The sequence below is a fragment of the Bacteroidia bacterium genome (assembly GCA_033391075.1).
Lineage (GTDB): Bacteria > Bacteroidota > Bacteroidia > J057 > J057 > JAWPMV01.
This window is the reverse complement of the sequence record JAWPMV010000001.1, coordinates 3038752-3053431: the sequence shown is the minus strand read 5'-3', so window position 1 is coordinate 3053431 and position 14680 is coordinate 3038752. Positions and strand designations below refer to the sequence as shown.

General features: G+C 42.2%; 14 protein-coding genes and 1 tRNA gene. 8 read left to right on the top strand and 7 right to left on the bottom strand.

All coding sequences use genetic code 11. The features are described from left to right. Positions 1 to 68: 68 nt before the first annotated feature. Complete coding sequence (locus tag R8P61_12355; GenBank protein ID MDW3647851.1) at positions 69 to 2387, top strand: hypothetical protein; 2319 nt, start codon at positions 69 to 71, stop codon at positions 2385 to 2387. An 18-nt stretch (positions 2388 to 2405) separates the two neighbouring features. Beyond that, positions 2406 to 3125 (top strand): glycosyltransferase family 2 protein, encoded by a 720-nt coding sequence (locus R8P61_12350; protein MDW3647850.1) that lies wholly within the window; start codon positions 2406 to 2408, stop codon positions 3123 to 3125. On the opposite strand, the gene R8P61_12345 is transcribed toward R8P61_12350, so the two are convergent. Further along, a complete protein-coding gene (locus tag R8P61_12345; GenBank protein ID MDW3647849.1) occupies positions 3069 to 4061 on the bottom strand; it encodes a M48 family metallopeptidase in 993 nt (330 codons plus the stop codon). The two genes, R8P61_12350 and R8P61_12345, sit on opposite strands and share 57 nt — an antisense overlap. Further along, on the bottom strand, positions 4043 to 4474 hold the full coding sequence (locus R8P61_12340) for a PspC domain-containing protein (GenBank protein ID MDW3647848.1): 432 nt from the start codon (positions 4472 to 4474) through the stop codon (positions 4043 to 4045). Before R8P61_12340 ends, R8P61_12345 begins: the two co-directional genes overlap by 19 nt. A 79-nt stretch (positions 4475 to 4553) precedes the next feature. Here R8P61_12340 and R8P61_12335 point away from each other — a divergent pair, with 79 nt between their 5' ends. Beyond that, complete coding sequence (locus tag R8P61_12335) at positions 4554 to 5570, top strand: GntG family PLP-dependent aldolase (GenBank protein MDW3647847.1); 1017 nt, start codon at positions 4554 to 4556, stop codon at positions 5568 to 5570. On the opposite strand, the gene R8P61_12330 is transcribed toward R8P61_12335, so the two are convergent. Beyond that, entirely contained in the window at positions 5567 to 6226 is a 660-nt protein-coding gene (locus tag R8P61_12330; GenBank protein ID MDW3647846.1) for a response regulator transcription factor, read from the bottom strand. The two genes, R8P61_12335 and R8P61_12330, sit on opposite strands and share 4 nt — an antisense overlap. 195 nt (positions 6227 to 6421) lie before the next feature. Between R8P61_12330 and R8P61_12325 the strand changes: the two genes are divergently transcribed. Both R8P61_12325 and rpe read left to right on the top strand, forming a co-directional pair. Further along, positions 6422 to 6934, top strand: a complete 513-nt coding sequence (locus tag R8P61_12325; protein ID MDW3647845.1) for a hypothetical protein — start codon at positions 6422 to 6424, stop codon at positions 6932 to 6934. A 10-nt stretch (positions 6935 to 6944) separates the two neighbouring features. Next, the gene (gene rpe / locus R8P61_12320; GenBank protein ID MDW3647844.1) at positions 6945 to 7598 is read left to right on the top strand and encodes a ribulose-phosphate 3-epimerase; all 654 of its coding nucleotides are present in this window, start codon (positions 6945 to 6947) and stop codon (positions 7596 to 7598) included. A 51-nt stretch (positions 7599 to 7649) separates the two neighbouring features. Here the strand turns inward: rpe and R8P61_12315 are convergent, their stop codons facing one another. Together R8P61_12315 and R8P61_12310 are read right to left on the bottom strand one after the other, a co-directional pair. Continuing rightward, complete coding sequence (locus tag R8P61_12315; protein MDW3647843.1) at positions 7650 to 8693, bottom strand: DUF3179 domain-containing protein; 1044 nt, start codon at positions 8691 to 8693, stop codon at positions 7650 to 7652. A gap of 20 nt (positions 8694 to 8713) precedes the next feature. Further along, positions 8714 to 9721: a hypothetical protein gene (locus R8P61_12310; GenBank protein ID MDW3647842.1), complete on the bottom strand. Its 1008-nt coding sequence runs from the start codon at positions 9719 to 9721 to the stop codon at positions 8714 to 8716. Positions 9722 to 9836: 115 nt separating this feature from the next. Here R8P61_12310 and R8P61_12305 point away from each other — a divergent pair, with 115 nt between their 5' ends. Both R8P61_12305 and R8P61_12300 read left to right on the top strand, forming a co-directional pair. After that, positions 9837 to 10316 carry a hypothetical protein gene (locus R8P61_12305; protein MDW3647841.1) on the top strand — a complete coding sequence of 160 codons (480 nt, stop codon included), beginning with the start codon at positions 9837 to 9839 and terminating at the stop codon, positions 10314 to 10316. 70 nt (positions 10317 to 10386) lie between these two features. After that, a tRNA-Gly gene (locus R8P61_12300) sits at positions 10387 to 10459 on the top strand. A gap of 56 nt (positions 10460 to 10515) precedes the next feature. Here R8P61_12300 and lpdA read toward each other — a convergent pair. Beyond that, positions 10516 to 11910, bottom strand: a complete 1395-nt coding sequence (gene lpdA / locus R8P61_12295) for a dihydrolipoyl dehydrogenase (GenBank protein MDW3647840.1) — start codon at positions 11908 to 11910, stop codon at positions 10516 to 10518. Positions 11911 to 12114: 204 nt separating this feature from the next. Between lpdA and recN the strand changes: the two genes are divergently transcribed. Continuing rightward, the gene (recN, locus tag R8P61_12290) at positions 12115 to 13842 is read left to right on the top strand and encodes a DNA repair protein RecN (GenBank protein ID MDW3647839.1); all 1728 of its coding nucleotides are present in this window, start codon (positions 12115 to 12117) and stop codon (positions 13840 to 13842) included. Positions 13843 to 13997: 155 nt separating this feature from the next. Here recN and R8P61_12285 read toward each other — a convergent pair whose 3' ends face one another. Then, positions 13998 to 14651, bottom strand: coding sequence for a peptidylprolyl isomerase (locus R8P61_12285; GenBank protein ID MDW3647838.1), 654 nt, complete (start codon positions 14649 to 14651; stop codon positions 13998 to 14000). Positions 14652 to 14680: the final 29 nt, after the last annotated feature.

Genomic DNA, 14680 nt, shown 5'->3' with positions numbered 1-14680 from the left:
CGAATGTACATATTTTTCATCCATAATTTTTCCCCTAAATAGCTGTGATGTACCTTTGAGCTTATTTTATGAACGTGGCCGAAAGGATCAAAAAATACTTACCTACGATTATCCTCCTGATACTGGGAATTTATGTCCTGGACAGGATTTTCGTTGATGCCTTTTGGAACCCGAATAACTTCCTTCTGGGAGGGAGCCTGGATGCCCTCAAAAATTACTTTACTCCTGCCTGGTTTATCAAATATGATCATGGGGTTCACTTTAGCGGGATGAATTATCCCTATGGAGAGCATGTGTTGTTTACAGATAATCAGCCCATTATTTCCTGGATACTCAATTGGTGGGACGATACTATTTTTCCCATAGCAGATAAAACCGTTGGGATACTCAATGGGATGATTTTCCTGAGCATTCTGATTTCAATGTTGGTCCTGCATCGGATAGCCCGGCATTTTCAGTTGCCTCATGTGTATGCTATTCCATTATCTATCTTATTGGCTCTCCTAAGTCCACAGATCCATCGGTTTGCCGGGCATTATGCATTGGCCTATACCTGCTTCGTTCCCATTTTGTGGTTGCTCCTCATCAAGCTGACTCAAAAGGATTCGAGGAAATGGCTCTATACGGCTTTGATTCTGATTTACCTTAGTGCTTCTGGCCTTGTTCATGCCTATTACCTCTTGATAGGCGCCCTTTTCTCTTTTCTTTATATGGGGCTGTATGGATTAAAAAGATGGAGACAAAAGAAAAAAGATGCGCGACTAAGCTTTGCACGAGCTACTCTCTTTCTGCTGATCCCTGTACTGATTATCCAAAGCTTTTTGTGGATCACTGATCCCATAGAAGACAGGCCTTCCAATCCATTTGGAATTTTATCCTATCAAGCGCATTGGCATACGGTATTCATGCCGGTTCAAGGGCCTCTATATGAAGCCTATAATCGCTTCTTTCACGGAAAGAATCCCAGCATGGAAGCTTTCTCATATGTGGGACTCACAGCTACAGCCGTTTTCTTCCTTACCCTGGCACGTATGATTGCTTATGGCTGGCGAAAAAGATGGAAGAGAATCACCCGTTTTGCTTTGCCTGGGGAAATGAGGATCGCACTTTGGGCCTCTGTATGGCTGTTGATTTTTGCTATGGCCATGCCCATAAAATGGGGACATCCATTTTGGGTAGATTTGGTCCCACCTTTGAAACAGTTTCGATCCCTTGGACGCTTTGCCTGGGCCTTTTACACGGTTTTTACCATGTATGCGGCTGTATACCTCTATTTGATTTATCGCAGGCTTAAAATGAAGTCTCTGGGCAATATAGGAGCATGGATTCTTTTTCTTGGATTGGTATTCTGGCTCTGGGATGCGGGAATTCATGCGGATATTCATGCGGATATCGTAAAAAGCAATAGAGGTAGAAATGCTTTTATACACGATGCCCCGGATTATAAAGCCTGGATAGAAGAGGCAGGAATGAAGGTTGAGGACTTTCAAGCTGCTTTGCCCGTTCCCGTATTCAATATTGGTTCGGAGAAATTTGTGCCTAAATGGACAACCTTTGGCATTACAGAACAAATATATCGATTGGCTTATCATACAGGTTTGCCTATGGCTTGTGGGAGTATGTCCCGTACCTCTATGGCCAATTCTTCTAAACTGGTCCAGCTATTTTCTTCCGACTACGTAGAGAAGGAAATCATCAAGGATATGCCAGATCAACGGCCCATTTTGGTATTGAAACATGAGAATGTTCCTATCAGTTGGCCGGAACAACAATTATTGGCCAAGGCAAGTCTGCTTCATGATGGAGGCAATTACTCATTACATAAATTGGAACTGAAGGATTTGGCTAGTAAAGGACCCGAAGTTCTCTCTCGTTTCGAAGCTGAAAAAGACAGCCTCTTTCGTCAGGATCAATTTTACCTAAGCGATAGTTCCTGGTTCTTTTTTGAAGATTTTGGAAAAGGAGATTTCGCTGATTTGGGCAAACATGAACGGGTCGGCCCTAAACGAGATCCTCTGATCTTATTTGAAAATCATATCCCGGATACTAATTGGATGGAAGTCTCTGTGTGGGCTAAGATAGAAGAAGCGCAAGCGGGTTTCCCTGCTTTTAACTTCAAGGAATTTGACAAAGATGACAAGCAAATCTTTCACCTGGATGAAGGGATGCTTTTCGAAATGAATGTATACAAAAATTGGCTAAGACGAGATTATAGATTCAAGCTCAAATCTCCGGGCAATAAAGCGGTAATTTACTTACAGGGTAATTCTCCGATTGCAGGCTCAATCATGATACGAGATGAAACAATTGATGTATATTTGCCCCTTGAGAATGCTGAGGCGAAACTGATGTATAACAATTACTACCTTTCGCCTCCCAAACCCTAGCCAATCAATCCTGCTAATTTGAACGCAAGTCTTGATATAGTTCTCCCCTGTTACAATCCTGCTGAGGAATGGGCCGAACGTGTGATTGAGGGCTATGAAGAAATTGTAGAAGAACTGCCAGAGGAGAGGATTCACCTCATTTTGGTTAATGACGGCTCCTCAAAAGCTTTACTGCCTGAGGACATAGAAAAATTGCGAAATAGCATACCCTTTTTCGAATTTCTGGATATAAAAATTAACCAGGGGAAAGGGGCTGCCTTGCGCTCGGGTGTTTCAAAGTCAAAGGCAGCTATTTGCATTTTTACAGATATAGATTTTCCTTACCGAACCCCAAGTTTCCTCAAAATATTTCAATTGCTGAAAGAGAAGGAAACAGATATAGCCATAGGGATAAAGGACCGCTCTTATTATTCCCATTTGCCCTGGCTTCGCATTCAGGTTTCAAAATTTCTTCGATTCCTGGCAAGGACCTTCATGCGGATTTCCATTACTGATACACAATGTGGATTGAAAGGCTTTAACGCCAAAGGTCGAGACGTATTTTTACAGACAACCATCAAGCGTTATCTCGCGGATTTAGAATTTATCTTTTTATCTGACCGTAGAAAGGATTTGACGATGAAATCAGTCGAAGTAAGCTTGCGACCGGGCATCATCTTCAGTAAAGTCAATCCTCGTATCTTATTCGCTGAGGGGATCAACTTTCTCCGGGTTTTCTTTCGTTCCCTCGGAAGTTAACTTTTGTCCACATTGGGTACAGAATGCATCCTCTGTAGTATAGGATGCTGTACAATTCGGGCATATACCATCTACTGGCAATCGTTTTTGGCCATGAGCATTCAGAATATTCATATAGGACCCACTTTCGATCCAGGTAAAAAGCTGTGAGGCTCGGATAATGGTGAAAGGATGTGAATTCTCATAGCTGGCAACAAAGCGGATCAGTTTATCAAAATTCCCGGCTTCCAGTTTGTCGAAATCATGAGACTGTTTCCGAAGGTGCTCCGTTTTTACCCGGCCATGATACTTTAGGGGTAGTCCTGCCATTTTGATCAATGCCTGTGCCGCCACATCTACATCCTGGCAGCAGAGAAGACCTGCTCTGTCTGCAGTAAACTCTGACATACGGTACCAGTGCATAAGGGCCACTTTTAGCGGCATGGTAACCAGATTTCCAAGACCCAGGGTAACATCACTGATCAATTGAGAAAGGATCGTCAGAGAATCAGCCATCATGCGATAGAGCACATGATTGCTTCGAATGTGGCCCAATTCTCTACCCAGAAGAAAAAGAAGCTCCTCAGAATTGAGAAGATCGATGGCTCCACTACTCAGGACAATGATCCTTTGCTTTTCGCCACTTGTGAATGATTTAATTTTGTCTTCCAGATTGATATACAATTCCGGCACATCTCTCATATCAAGAATTCGACAGGCTTCGATGAGGATATCATAAATCTCTGGAATGGTCTCCTTTTCAACCCGGATATTATCTCCGGTATGTTTAATATGGAGGTATTTTTCTAAACCGTAATCAAGCACCCTGTTCGTGAGCATTTCCAGTCCACGGGTATTTTCCAGTTTGTCAAGCGATTGGCGATCAAAGGGGTGCTCGTATTCTGTAGAATAAAGTCCTTTTAGCTGTATTTTCTCTGTTAGAGCATCGTTCCGCATTTATGGCAAAATTTTGAATTTGGTTTAGCAACTGTATCGCAATTTGGGCAAACTTCCAATGCGGTACCAGCCAAAGGGTCAGAAGTTTTAATCACCTGTTTTTCTTCGAGGAACTGTTCCTCGACAAATTTTTCATGCTCATCGTAGGTGTAGTGATTAGGCCCCCACTTCTCCGCTTCATCCTTGGGGAGAAAAACGGAAAGCCCCAGGTATGCAACAATACTTGCTCCAAAGGAAAAGAATGAGGCAGCAATAAAGCCTACCCGAACCAGCACGGGGTCAACTTCCAGATAATCAGCGATTCCCGCACAAACTCCGGTTAAATTTCCTCTCTTTTTCGTGAGGCGTTTCCCCCGGATTATCTCTCTTTTCCCCTGCACGACATCACCGAGCTTTTTGAATGGATCCTTCATGATATTAATATAATTGATATTTAGGCAAATATGAATTATTACTTACCTTCACCTTTCGAAATTTTCATTTTTGCTTTTCATGATTGATCTACGCTCTGATACAGTGACGCGTCCAACGGCCCAGATGTTGGAAAGTATGCAAAAAGCTCCTGTTGGAGATGATGTTTATGGAGAAGACCCGACGGTAAATTTGCTCCAGGAAAGATTGGCTGAACTCTTTGGGAAAGAAGCTGCTTTATTTTGTCCTTCCGGTACCATGTGCAATCAAATTGCAATCAAAATTTCTACCCAACCACAAGATGAGGTGATTTGTGATCAGCATTCTCATATCTATTTGTATGAAGGGGGAGGTATGGCTGCAACTTCTATGGTAAGCGCCCGACTTTTGGTGGGAGATCGTATGCGCCTGACAGCCGAACAGGTTGAAGAAAGTGTCAATGAAGACAATGTTCACTATCCACGTACCAGCCTGGTTTCACTAGAAAATACCTGTAATAAAGGAGGAGGATGCTATTACCAGTTGGAAGATATAGCGGCCATCTCTGAAGTGTGTAAAAAATATGCTTTGCGGCTTCATCTGGATGGTGCACGCGTGTTTAATGCACTTGTAGCAAGTGGAGATAAGGCCTCTGATTATGGAAAATACTTTGATACTATTTCTGTTTGTCTATCCAAAGGCCTGGGAGCCCCTGTAGGCTCGGTACTTGTGGGAAGCAAGGAAGATATCAAACAAGCGGATCGGGTGCGGAAACGCCTGGGAGGAGGAATGCGGCAGGCGGGTTATATCGCAGCTGCAGGATTGTATGCCCTGGATAATCATATAGAAAGACTCTCTGAAGATCACCGAAGAGCCAAAAGCATAGAAACTACTTTATTGGAGCAGGATTGGGTAAAAGCCAGTTTGCCTGCTGAGACCAATATTGTCATTTTTGAGGTAGAAGAAGGTTACGGAAGAAACGAAGTCCTGACAAATCTAAAGGATAATGGTTTATTGGCCTCTTCTTTTGGGAAAAGTTATATACGCATGGTTACTCACCTCGATTTTCATGAGGAAGACCTGGAAAAAACTCAAAAAATAATTCGGGAGTTAGCCTAATTGGCTTCGATCAGGGAAGTATTGATCGCGTAGAGAATGACTTCAGCTGCAGTTGTTACTCCTAATTTGCGCATGATATTTTTGCGGTGGGTATAGATCGTATGGATGCTTAGATAAAGTTTGTCAGCAATTTCCTGAGCCGGACATCCTTCTGCCATCAATTTCACGATCTCAATTTCCCGATGCGTAAGTAGGGTAGGGTCGCAATTGTCATCTATGCTTTTGCTGAAGCTGGGAGTATTTCTTTCCAAAATGATATCCAGAACTTTCCCACAGAAAAATTTATCATTCTTGGAAACGGCATGAATGGCCCCCAATATTTCTGTTTGATCACATTCTTTCAACAAAAAGCCTTTCGCCCCATAATTGATTGCCTTGAGAACCCGATCTTTTTCATAATCAGTAGAGATCACAAGTACATTGGTATCTGGATTTTGGTGGATGACATGTTTGATGTCATCTACATCAAAAGAATCCGAGGCTTCATAATCGATGATAACAAGATCTGAAGCGGTTTCTTTAAGCTTCTTTTTTAATTCGTCGGAATGGACGGCTTCTCCAACTACCTTCATATAGTCTTTATCCCGTATCACCGCCTTTATACCCTCTCTCACAAGGAATGCTGCGTCTGCTATGAAGATATTTATAGGATCCATGCTCATATAACCCGAAAATCGATGTAATGTTAGGTACAGTTTAGAATTAATCCAAATAAAAACAAGGAAAATGCCAATCCAGCTGGATAATTATTTGTTTTGTCTGATAAGGGGATTTTTCCTTTTTTTGTTCTCTCAAAGCCAAGTAGCTATAAAATTGAACGAAAAACCCAGCCCATACGGTTGATTCCTTATATGGAAGAGCAAAAAGCGGATATTTTTAAGTCAGATGTGTTGTTCATAGAATTTGCTTCTTCAATCTTGTTGGGCATTGGAATAGTCCTGTTTCCTCTAGGCCTTTCCTGCAAGATTTTTGATTGGGCATATTGTGATGTGCAATTGGTAAGTCTCTTTGGAGGTGAAGATAAATTTCGGGCCGATTTGTCCGCCATAAATCTTCCATTGGCTATGTTGATTCTAGGTATTTCAGCTCGATTGTTTACAAAATTTGGCTGGAGCATCTGTGTACTTCTTCTGGGTTTTTTAAGTGGTTTCTTTGGCTTCATGGTTTACTACCTCAAAACCCGCATGGACTTCCGCATTGTTAGCAATACCCTGGATTCAGTTCCTCAAGGTCAGTTTTCTTATATAGAATCGATTATTATAAATGGAGGGCTAAGCATTCTGTGTTTTGCGGCTCTCATATACTTTCTGCTTCCTGCTACTCGACGAATGTTCTGGGATCCCACCTATTTTAATTCCCAATGAATATTACTGAATGAAAAAACTAATAGCACCTTCCTTACTTGCAGCTGATTTTTCTAATCTCAAGGATGCTTTTGATATCGTAAATGATTCAGAAGCAGATTGGCTACACTTTGATGTGATGGATGGTCGATTTGTTCCCAATATTTCTTTTGGCTTTCCTATTCTCAAAGCTGCAAAAGCACATATGAATAAGCCGGTGGATGTTCATTTGATGATAGTAGAGCCAGAAAAGTATATAGACGCTTTCCAGGAAGCTGGTGCTGCTGTCCTGACCGTTCATCAGGAAGCAACAGTTCATTTGGACAGAACTTTGCAAGCGATTCGTGATGCAGGGATGAAAAGTGGAGTTGCCTTAAATCCTGCTACGCCAGTAGATACGGTGAAGCATGTACTTCATCTTGCAGATCTGGTATTGTTGATGTCTGTAAATCCCGGTTTTGGGGGACAAAAATTTATCAAATATATCCCTCATAAAGTCGCTGAACTGAAATCAATGATTCAAAAGGCAGGAACGAATACCCTCATTGAAATAGATGGTGGGGTTGACCTGAAAACAGCGCCCGCATTATTGGCGGCAGGAGCAGATGTATTGGTCGCTGGTTCTTATGTTTTCAAAGCAGATGATCCCAGAGCTGCAATCTCTGCCTTAAAAGCCCTTTCATAAAGAAAAGACCAGCCCCTAGCGGGTGACTGGCCTTTAATTCAAGTAAACATTCTAATTTCTTATTTCGATATCGGGGAAGAAGGTTCCCCAGGCAAACCAATAGGCAATAAAGCCTCTGACGATTGGTAGTCTTTCTCCTGCACGTGGACCACTGGTCGCATACCCAAAAAGATCCCAGGTATTACCTTCATTGTCAGTCATGACATTGGTCCCTTCTCCATTGAGGGCACTGAAATTTAAGAGGCTTCCATCTGCTGTCATTCTCTCAAAACCAACCACAAAATTTCTCTCTGCATCTCCGACAACTACTACAGGAAGACCCCCGACCTCATCTTCTACAACACTTAAACCCGAGAAAAAGTTTGTAAAAGGGAAGGCTTTGGATTTATCATTGACCACGATTCCATAAACCCGGTCCTTGGCAGGAAGGCGATCATCACGATTGCTGATGGGGAAAAAGAAGAGGTCATTATCCGTTCGATAGCTTCCATAAGGATATTGTCCGTAGCGTCTGTTAAAGCCGGTATTGGCAGAAAGGACCTGGGAATTCGGGAAAAGTTCCTTCCAGCTTTTCCAGCTAGTTTCTATCAATAAATAATTGCCCGGATCACTTCCGGAGAGTTTGCCATTTACACATTTGAGCTCCATTTGGGACCAATTGCTATCTGTTTCTCTGTCGTAGGGAATGATATTGGTATTGTAAAGTAAGCCTGAGACTCCGAAGGTAGTTTCCTTTCCATTTATAACTCTGTCCCAGCCTGTAGCAGATCCGGTAAGCGGACAGTAGACAACAGAATAGGCGATATTATTGGTTTTGTCATTTACGATTTCATGCCAGTCGAGGATATCATGGGGATAGCCTTTGATTTCATTTCCGGATTTAAATCCTACTATCAAATCTGTATCGTCCAGGAAATTTACATCAGAAACATCCAGAAATGCAGGTTCATCAATCGCAGGAATTCCATCTTTACCCGGTCCGCCATCAAATACTTCATCTCTGGGTACCAACCATTCTGATTCTCCTTCCTCGCAAGAAAAGAGTAAAGGGATCAGTAGTAGAAAGAAAAAGCCAGTGTTTTTAATAATGTTCATTGATTATGGGTTAGTAGGTTTCACTTTGCCAGGCCTTTGAAGGGGGAATCATTTTTTTTCTGCAGGCCTAAACTTTGATAAAAGGTGATAGCGAAGCGGTAACTGGTGCTTAATTGTGTTCCCTGGAGGTATCTGTATATCGGTAAAGCTCCCGTGAGTCTGAGGGCTGAATTTTGTCCTAAATTGAAGTTGAGGCCGGGCCTGAAGTTTAGCCAGTGACCTCCTGTATTTTCAAATCTGTTTCCATCTATTTGATCTACCCCTACAGTTCTATATTGAAAAGCGATAATAGGATCAATGATCAGGCTTCCGATGAGAAACCTGTCCTGTACCCCCCATTGAATTTGAAATTCATTACCAAACTTATAGGCGAGACTCCCATTGTAGTCCGGATTAGTTCCTGTTAAGCGATAAGTAGCACTTACGTTAAAAGAAAGATTATCCCGCATCAAGCCTCTGCGATTAAAATTCGTCCATATGATTGCATCCCAGGCACCTGTACCGGGCTGAAGATCTGCGGGCAGGGTAATTCCTCGCTCATCTGTGAAATTGGCTTGCCCAAAAGGAAATTTGGGTCCAGCTCCGAGCATAAAATCAATATCGGGATGCTTTTCTCCATGTAAGAAATTATAGCGTAAGAGAACGATTCCATCTCCTACGCCATTATTTATGGTAATATCTTCGGTATTGGCCTGAGTAAGAATGATTCGCTCCTGCCGGACAAGCGAAAAGAGGGCGCTTACGGAAAACGCCTGATTGATATCATAGCTTGTCTCTAAAATAAGAGAACGTGTATTACGGGTTCTTCTATCGTCATCCAGGCGTTCACTGGATGCGAGGAGGTCTTTCAGCGTATTATGGTCATAAGTAAGCTGAAATTGAAAGGTCCCGGCAGTAGAAGCTCCTAATCCCAGATTACTGGAAATGGGTACTCCTCCAGAACAACAGGCTTGGCTAAATAGTGCGTGTGGGAGCATTAGCAAGGGGAGAAACAGACCCCAAGCCACCAATTTTAAAACATTCAGCATAGTAATGAGGTTAAAAGGCTACTAAATCAAAAGTTTCTCCGTTATAGTAAGTAAGACTACAATACTGTGAATGTTTAATTCCTAATATAAAGGTAGTTTTAGGTGATAATGAGAAATGTCAGGTAGTTTACAGCTGCCTGATTTAGAGGGGGAAAAACAAATACCTGCTAAACTGATGGCCCTTATAGCCTTTTACTTGCTTGCTTCTCTCATTTTCTTAAATGCTGGTGCTACCAGCATCGTCATGTTGCCACGAATAATGGATCAGAGGTTCAGATTGAGCCTGGTGCTTTCACTTGCACTAGCGATATCTACCTTCACTGCATTCATTACCCTAAGTTGGCCCATCCTTATTGCAAGTTTTGGTATCTACTGCCTGGGTCAAATTGTAGATTGTCTCCTTTTTTCCAATAAATCCCAAAAATACCTCTATCCATTTATTGGTATTTATCTCATTGCTGCTACAGGATCTCTCCTCGCATTCATCCTGAATCTTAAAGTCCTTTTCCTCGTAACCTACTTTGGATACTGGGTTTTGAACTACCTAATCAACAAAGGTTATTTTAAAAGCCTCTTGTTTGATTCGAAGGAATAAGAAAAGCCTAAATTTTTTGAGAAAATTCTTGGAGATAAGCGAAGAATTGCATTCTTTTGTCAACCCTTAAGCGAGAGTAGCTCAGTTGGTAGAGCACGACCTTGCCAAGGTCGGGGTCGCGAGTTCGAATCTCGTCTCTCGCTCAAAAAAAAATCCCGCTGAATTTCAGCGGGATTTTTTGTTTCTATACTCTTCTCAATTAAAGATGAACGACTTCTCCATAGGCAGCTGCAGCTGCTTCCATTACAGCCTCTGACATAGTTGGGTGAGGATGTACAGCTGTGATGATCTCATGACCAGTCGTCTCAAGATCTCTCGCCACCACGACTTCAGCTATCAAATCCGTTACTCCAGCTCCCAGCATATGGGCTCCCAGGAATTCACCGTATTTAGCATCAAAGATCACTTTTACAAAGCCATCTTTTTTGCCGGCTGCTGTAGCTTTTCCCGAAGCAGAGAATGGGAATTTACCCACTTTTAACTCATATCCTGCTTCTTTAGCCTGAGCTTCGGTCATTCCTACGGATGCAACCTCTGGCTGACAGTAGGTACAAGAAGGAATATTTCCATAGTCGATTGGAGTTACATCCTTGCCTGCAATTTTCTCAACACAACGTAGCGCTTCGTGAGAAGCAACGTGCGCCAGGGCAGGTCCGGGAATCATATCTCCGATCGCATAAATACCTTCAACATTGGTGCGGTAAAATTCATCTACCACTACCAGGCCTCTTTCCATTTGGATTCCGAGATTACCTAGTCCAATTTCTTCTACATTTGCCACAACTCCTACAGCGGATAATAAAACATCTGCTTCAAGGACTTCTTCTCCTTTTTTAGTTTTGATAGTAGCTTTGATTCCTTTGCCTGAGGTATCTACTCCTGTTACTTCGGTAGAAGTCATGATTTTCATGCCCTTCTTTTTATAGATACGGGCCATCATCTTGGAAACATCCTCATCCTCTCTGGGCAGGATTTTGTCCATATACTCAACGATGGTTACTTCAGTGCCCAACGTATGGTAGAAGTAGGCAAATTCCATCCCAATAGCTCCTGATCCGGCAACAACCATTTTCTTAGGCAGTTTTTCCAGGGTCATAGCTTTGCGATAGCCGATGATCTTCTCATTATCGATAGGCATACTGGGAAGGCTACGTGCTCTGGCTCCAGTCGCAAGGATAACATGCTTGGCAGTATAAGTCTCCGATTTTCCATCTGCATCTTTTACAGAAACGCTTCTATCAGGATTAACTTTGCCATGCCCCATCAGGACATCAACCTTATTTTTTCTCAGGAGGAAGTTTACTCCCTTACTCATTGTGTCAGCAGTACCTCTACTTCTTTGAATAACAGCTGGGAAATCAAATCCCACATTATTGGCCTTAAGACCGTAATCACTGGCATGAGTCATGTAATCCAGGACTTCAGCACTTTTCAAAAGAGCCTTGGTCGGGATACATCCCCAGTTAAGACAGATCCCTCCTATAGATTCACGCTCTACTACCGCAGATTTCAGTCCTAGTTGGGCTGCACGGATAGCAGCAACATAGCCTCCCGGGCCACTGCCTATAACAATTACGTCATATGATTTTGACATGCTAGATTGAGGGTTTAATGATTATTCTAAATGTTCGGCGCAAAGTTAGAAAAATTGTTGAAGAGGCAAATCACGGATTAGAATTCTTATTGCTTTGCTAATTTTATGTTAAAAGCTAAAAATTTTTGCATTTTCGCCTGGGAAGATGTAGAAATCCGAAATTTTCTTCTACCTTTGTTCAACTATTGGACACTTTCAACCAACATGCTCAAGCATCTATTTATCCGTAATTATGCCCTCTTTTCAGAAGTAAATGTTGCTTTTGATCAGGGCTTAAGTGTGATCACTGGAGAAACGGGCGCCGGTAAGTCCATGCTAATTGGGGCATTGGGACTTATTACCGGAAAACGTGCAGACAGTACCCTTGTTTTTGATTCAGGGAAAAAATGTATCGTGGAGGCCCGCTTTGCCGAATTACCTCAAAGTATGTTTGAGCAACTCAAAGGCTATGATGATTTTGACATGGCCCATGAGGACCTTGATATAAATGAGTCCGAAATTTTGATTCGAAGGGAAATCAACCCAAGTGGCAAGTCCCGTTCTTTCATCAACGACACTCCGGTTTCATTGCAGGTTTTACGTCAGGTCAGTAATATCCTGTTGGATATGCATAGCCAGCACGAAAATCATCACTTGCTTTCTCACGATAAGCAATTGGAATTGCTGGATGCTTTTGCTGCTTGTGAAACCTTAGTTCAAAAATTTGAACAGGAATGGAGGGCATCCGAAACTTTGTTGACAGAAATAAAAGAGTTAGAAGAAAAAGAAAGGACGGCCAAGCAACAACTAGAGTTTTTTACCTATCAATTAGAAGAACTTTCTGCTGCGAATATTGAAGCGGATGAAGAGGATCGATTGACCCAGGAATTAAACCTCTTGCAAAACTCTGAAGAAGTCAGAGATGCGCTGAGTGGAGCGAATGAGTCCATCTACAATCAGGATGATTCACTTTATATTCAGTTGAGTACAGTGCTTGAACCTTTGAAAAAGGTTTCTGGAGTTAATAAAAGTTTGGCAGAAGAAGTTGAACGTCTGGAATCTGTTCGAGAAGCGCTTAAGGATGCGGCCTATTCCTTTAGCCAAATACTGGAAACGGTTAGCTCTGACCCGGAAAGATTGGCATTTATAGAAGAAAGACTGGGTATTTACCACGGCCTCAAACTTAAATTCAATGCAGTTTCCGGAGAGGATTTGATGAGGATTTATGAAGAGGTACAGGGGAAAGTTGAAGAATTTGATTCTCTGGAGGAAAATATCAAACTGAAAAAGGAGGCCTATGAAAAACTCATAGCTAATCTCCTTAAGCTGGGTCTGGAACTGGAATCCAAACGCCTGAAAGCTGGAAAAGAATTGTCTTCGGAAGTGGATCAAATGCTGGGGGAAGTTGGATTTAAACAAGCATTTTTCCGTATTCAGGTAGATAGAGCTTTGGGTGAAAATTCCCGTATAGAGTTGGAGGGTGAGAAACTTAAAGCAGGGCCGAGAGGCTTTAATAAAGTTCAGTTCATGATCCGTACCAATCCGGGTATGCCGGAAGGCGCACTTTCTCAGATAGCTTCAGGAGGAGAGATTTCTCGTGTGATGCTTGCAATAAAAGCTGCCCTTGCCGAAAGGGCCGACTTCCCGGTTTTGATCTTTGATGAGATTGATGCCGGAATTAGTGGTGAGATTGCTTTAAAGGTTGGCAATGTGATGCAAAAGCTAGCCCGCCGATTTCAAATACTCAGCATTACCCATTTGCCTCAAATTGCTTCTAAAGGCAAAAGTCATTTCCGCATTCAAAAAGAAATCATTGGAGAAAATACTTCCTCTAATGTGCAAGAACTTCAGCATGAAGAAAGAGTCATTGAACTTGCACAAATGCTGAGTGGTGCTGAACCTACTCCTTCCGCATTGAAAAATGCTGCCGAATTGCTGGAACAGGCAGGTTAGGATATTTTTTTCCCAATATTCATCTCAACGCTTTTTCCTGGCGATGGACTGCGGGCGGAGAAAGCATGTATTCTTTTCTTAGAGGAAATAAATACATGATTTCTCACGCTCAAACCCGGCCTGGTCCAAAGCTCAACACGACTAATTGTTAAGCTTTATTTTACCTTAGGATACTTATATCCATACAACTTTGTAATCTTTTTGCGTTTCATCTCCTTGGCCGTTACTTCAATGGTAATGCGATCCGCAGGGATATTTCCCCTCCGACTCACTGGCACATTGGCGATCTTGTCTACCACATCCATTCCCTTGATTACCTCTCCATAAACTGTATAACTTCCGTTTAGGTGCTTGCACCTGGATGGATTGTGCACAATGTAAAACTGGCTACCACTTGAGGCTTTGGTAGGATTGGTACGATCTCCCTGACGTGCAGCCGCGAGAGCTCCCTTCTTGTGCTTAAATTTGTCGACAAATTCGGCATCTACCGTATATCCAGGGCCGCCCTGGCCATACATATTCTTTTTATTAGGATCCTTACTATTTGGATCGCCTCCCTGTATCATGAAATTCTTGATGACCCGATGAAAAGCGGTGCTATTGTAAAAGCCCTCATTGGTCAGCTTTAAGAAATTTTCTTTGTGCTTTGGGGTTTCATCATACAAAAGCAGATAAATATTCCCTTTGCTTGTTGTCATGGTGATGAGGAAGTCCTTTTTCGGAACTTTAACTTTTTTCTTTTTCTGTCCGTAAACTGAGAAATTGAATAGCAGGAAAATGGATAGAAGTATAAAGCTGTTCTTTATCATATGTACAAATGTTAATTAGAGCGAAAATA

Bases quoted from the DNA above. Each gene is read 5' to 3' on its own strand.
- R8P61_12345 (MDW3647849.1), bottom strand. From the start codon at position 4,061: ATGCGGAACGATGCTCTAACAGAGAAAATACAGCTAAAAGGACTTTAT.
- lpdA (MDW3647840.1), bottom strand. From the start codon at position 11,910: ATGTCAAAATCATATGACGTAATTGTTATAGGCAGTGGCCCGGGAGGC.
- R8P61_12330 (MDW3647846.1), bottom strand. From the start codon at position 6,226: ATGGATCCTATAAATATCTTCATAGCAGACGCAGCATTCCTTGTGAGA.
- R8P61_12310 (MDW3647842.1), bottom strand. From the start codon at position 9,721: ATGCTGAATGTTTTAAAATTGGTGGCTTGGGGTCTGTTTCTCCCCTTG.
- rpe (MDW3647844.1), top strand. From the start codon at position 6,945: ATGAAAAAACTAATAGCACCTTCCTTACTTGCAGCTGATTTTTCTAAT.
- R8P61_12355 (MDW3647851.1), top strand. From the start codon at position 69: ATGAACGTGGCCGAAAGGATCAAAAAATACTTACCTACGATTATCCTC.
- recN (MDW3647839.1), top strand. From the start codon at position 12,115: ATGCTCAAGCATCTATTTATCCGTAATTATGCCCTCTTTTCAGAAGTA.
- R8P61_12325 (MDW3647845.1), top strand. From the start codon at position 6,422: ATGGAAGAGCAAAAAGCGGATATTTTTAAGTCAGATGTGTTGTTCATA.
- R8P61_12340 (MDW3647848.1), bottom strand. From the start codon at position 4,474: ATGAAGGATCCATTCAAAAAGCTCGGTGATGTCGTGCAGGGGAAAAGA.
- R8P61_12335 (MDW3647847.1), top strand. From the start codon at position 4,554: ATGATTGATCTACGCTCTGATACAGTGACGCGTCCAACGGCCCAGATG.
- R8P61_12305 (MDW3647841.1), top strand. From the start codon at position 9,837: ATGTCAGGTAGTTTACAGCTGCCTGATTTAGAGGGGGAAAAACAAATA.
- R8P61_12285 (MDW3647838.1), bottom strand. From the start codon at position 14,651: ATGATAAAGAACAGCTTTATACTTCTATCCATTTTCCTGCTATTCAAT.
- R8P61_12315 (MDW3647843.1), bottom strand. From the start codon at position 8,693: ATGAACATTATTAAAAACACTGGCTTTTTCTTTCTACTACTGATCCCT.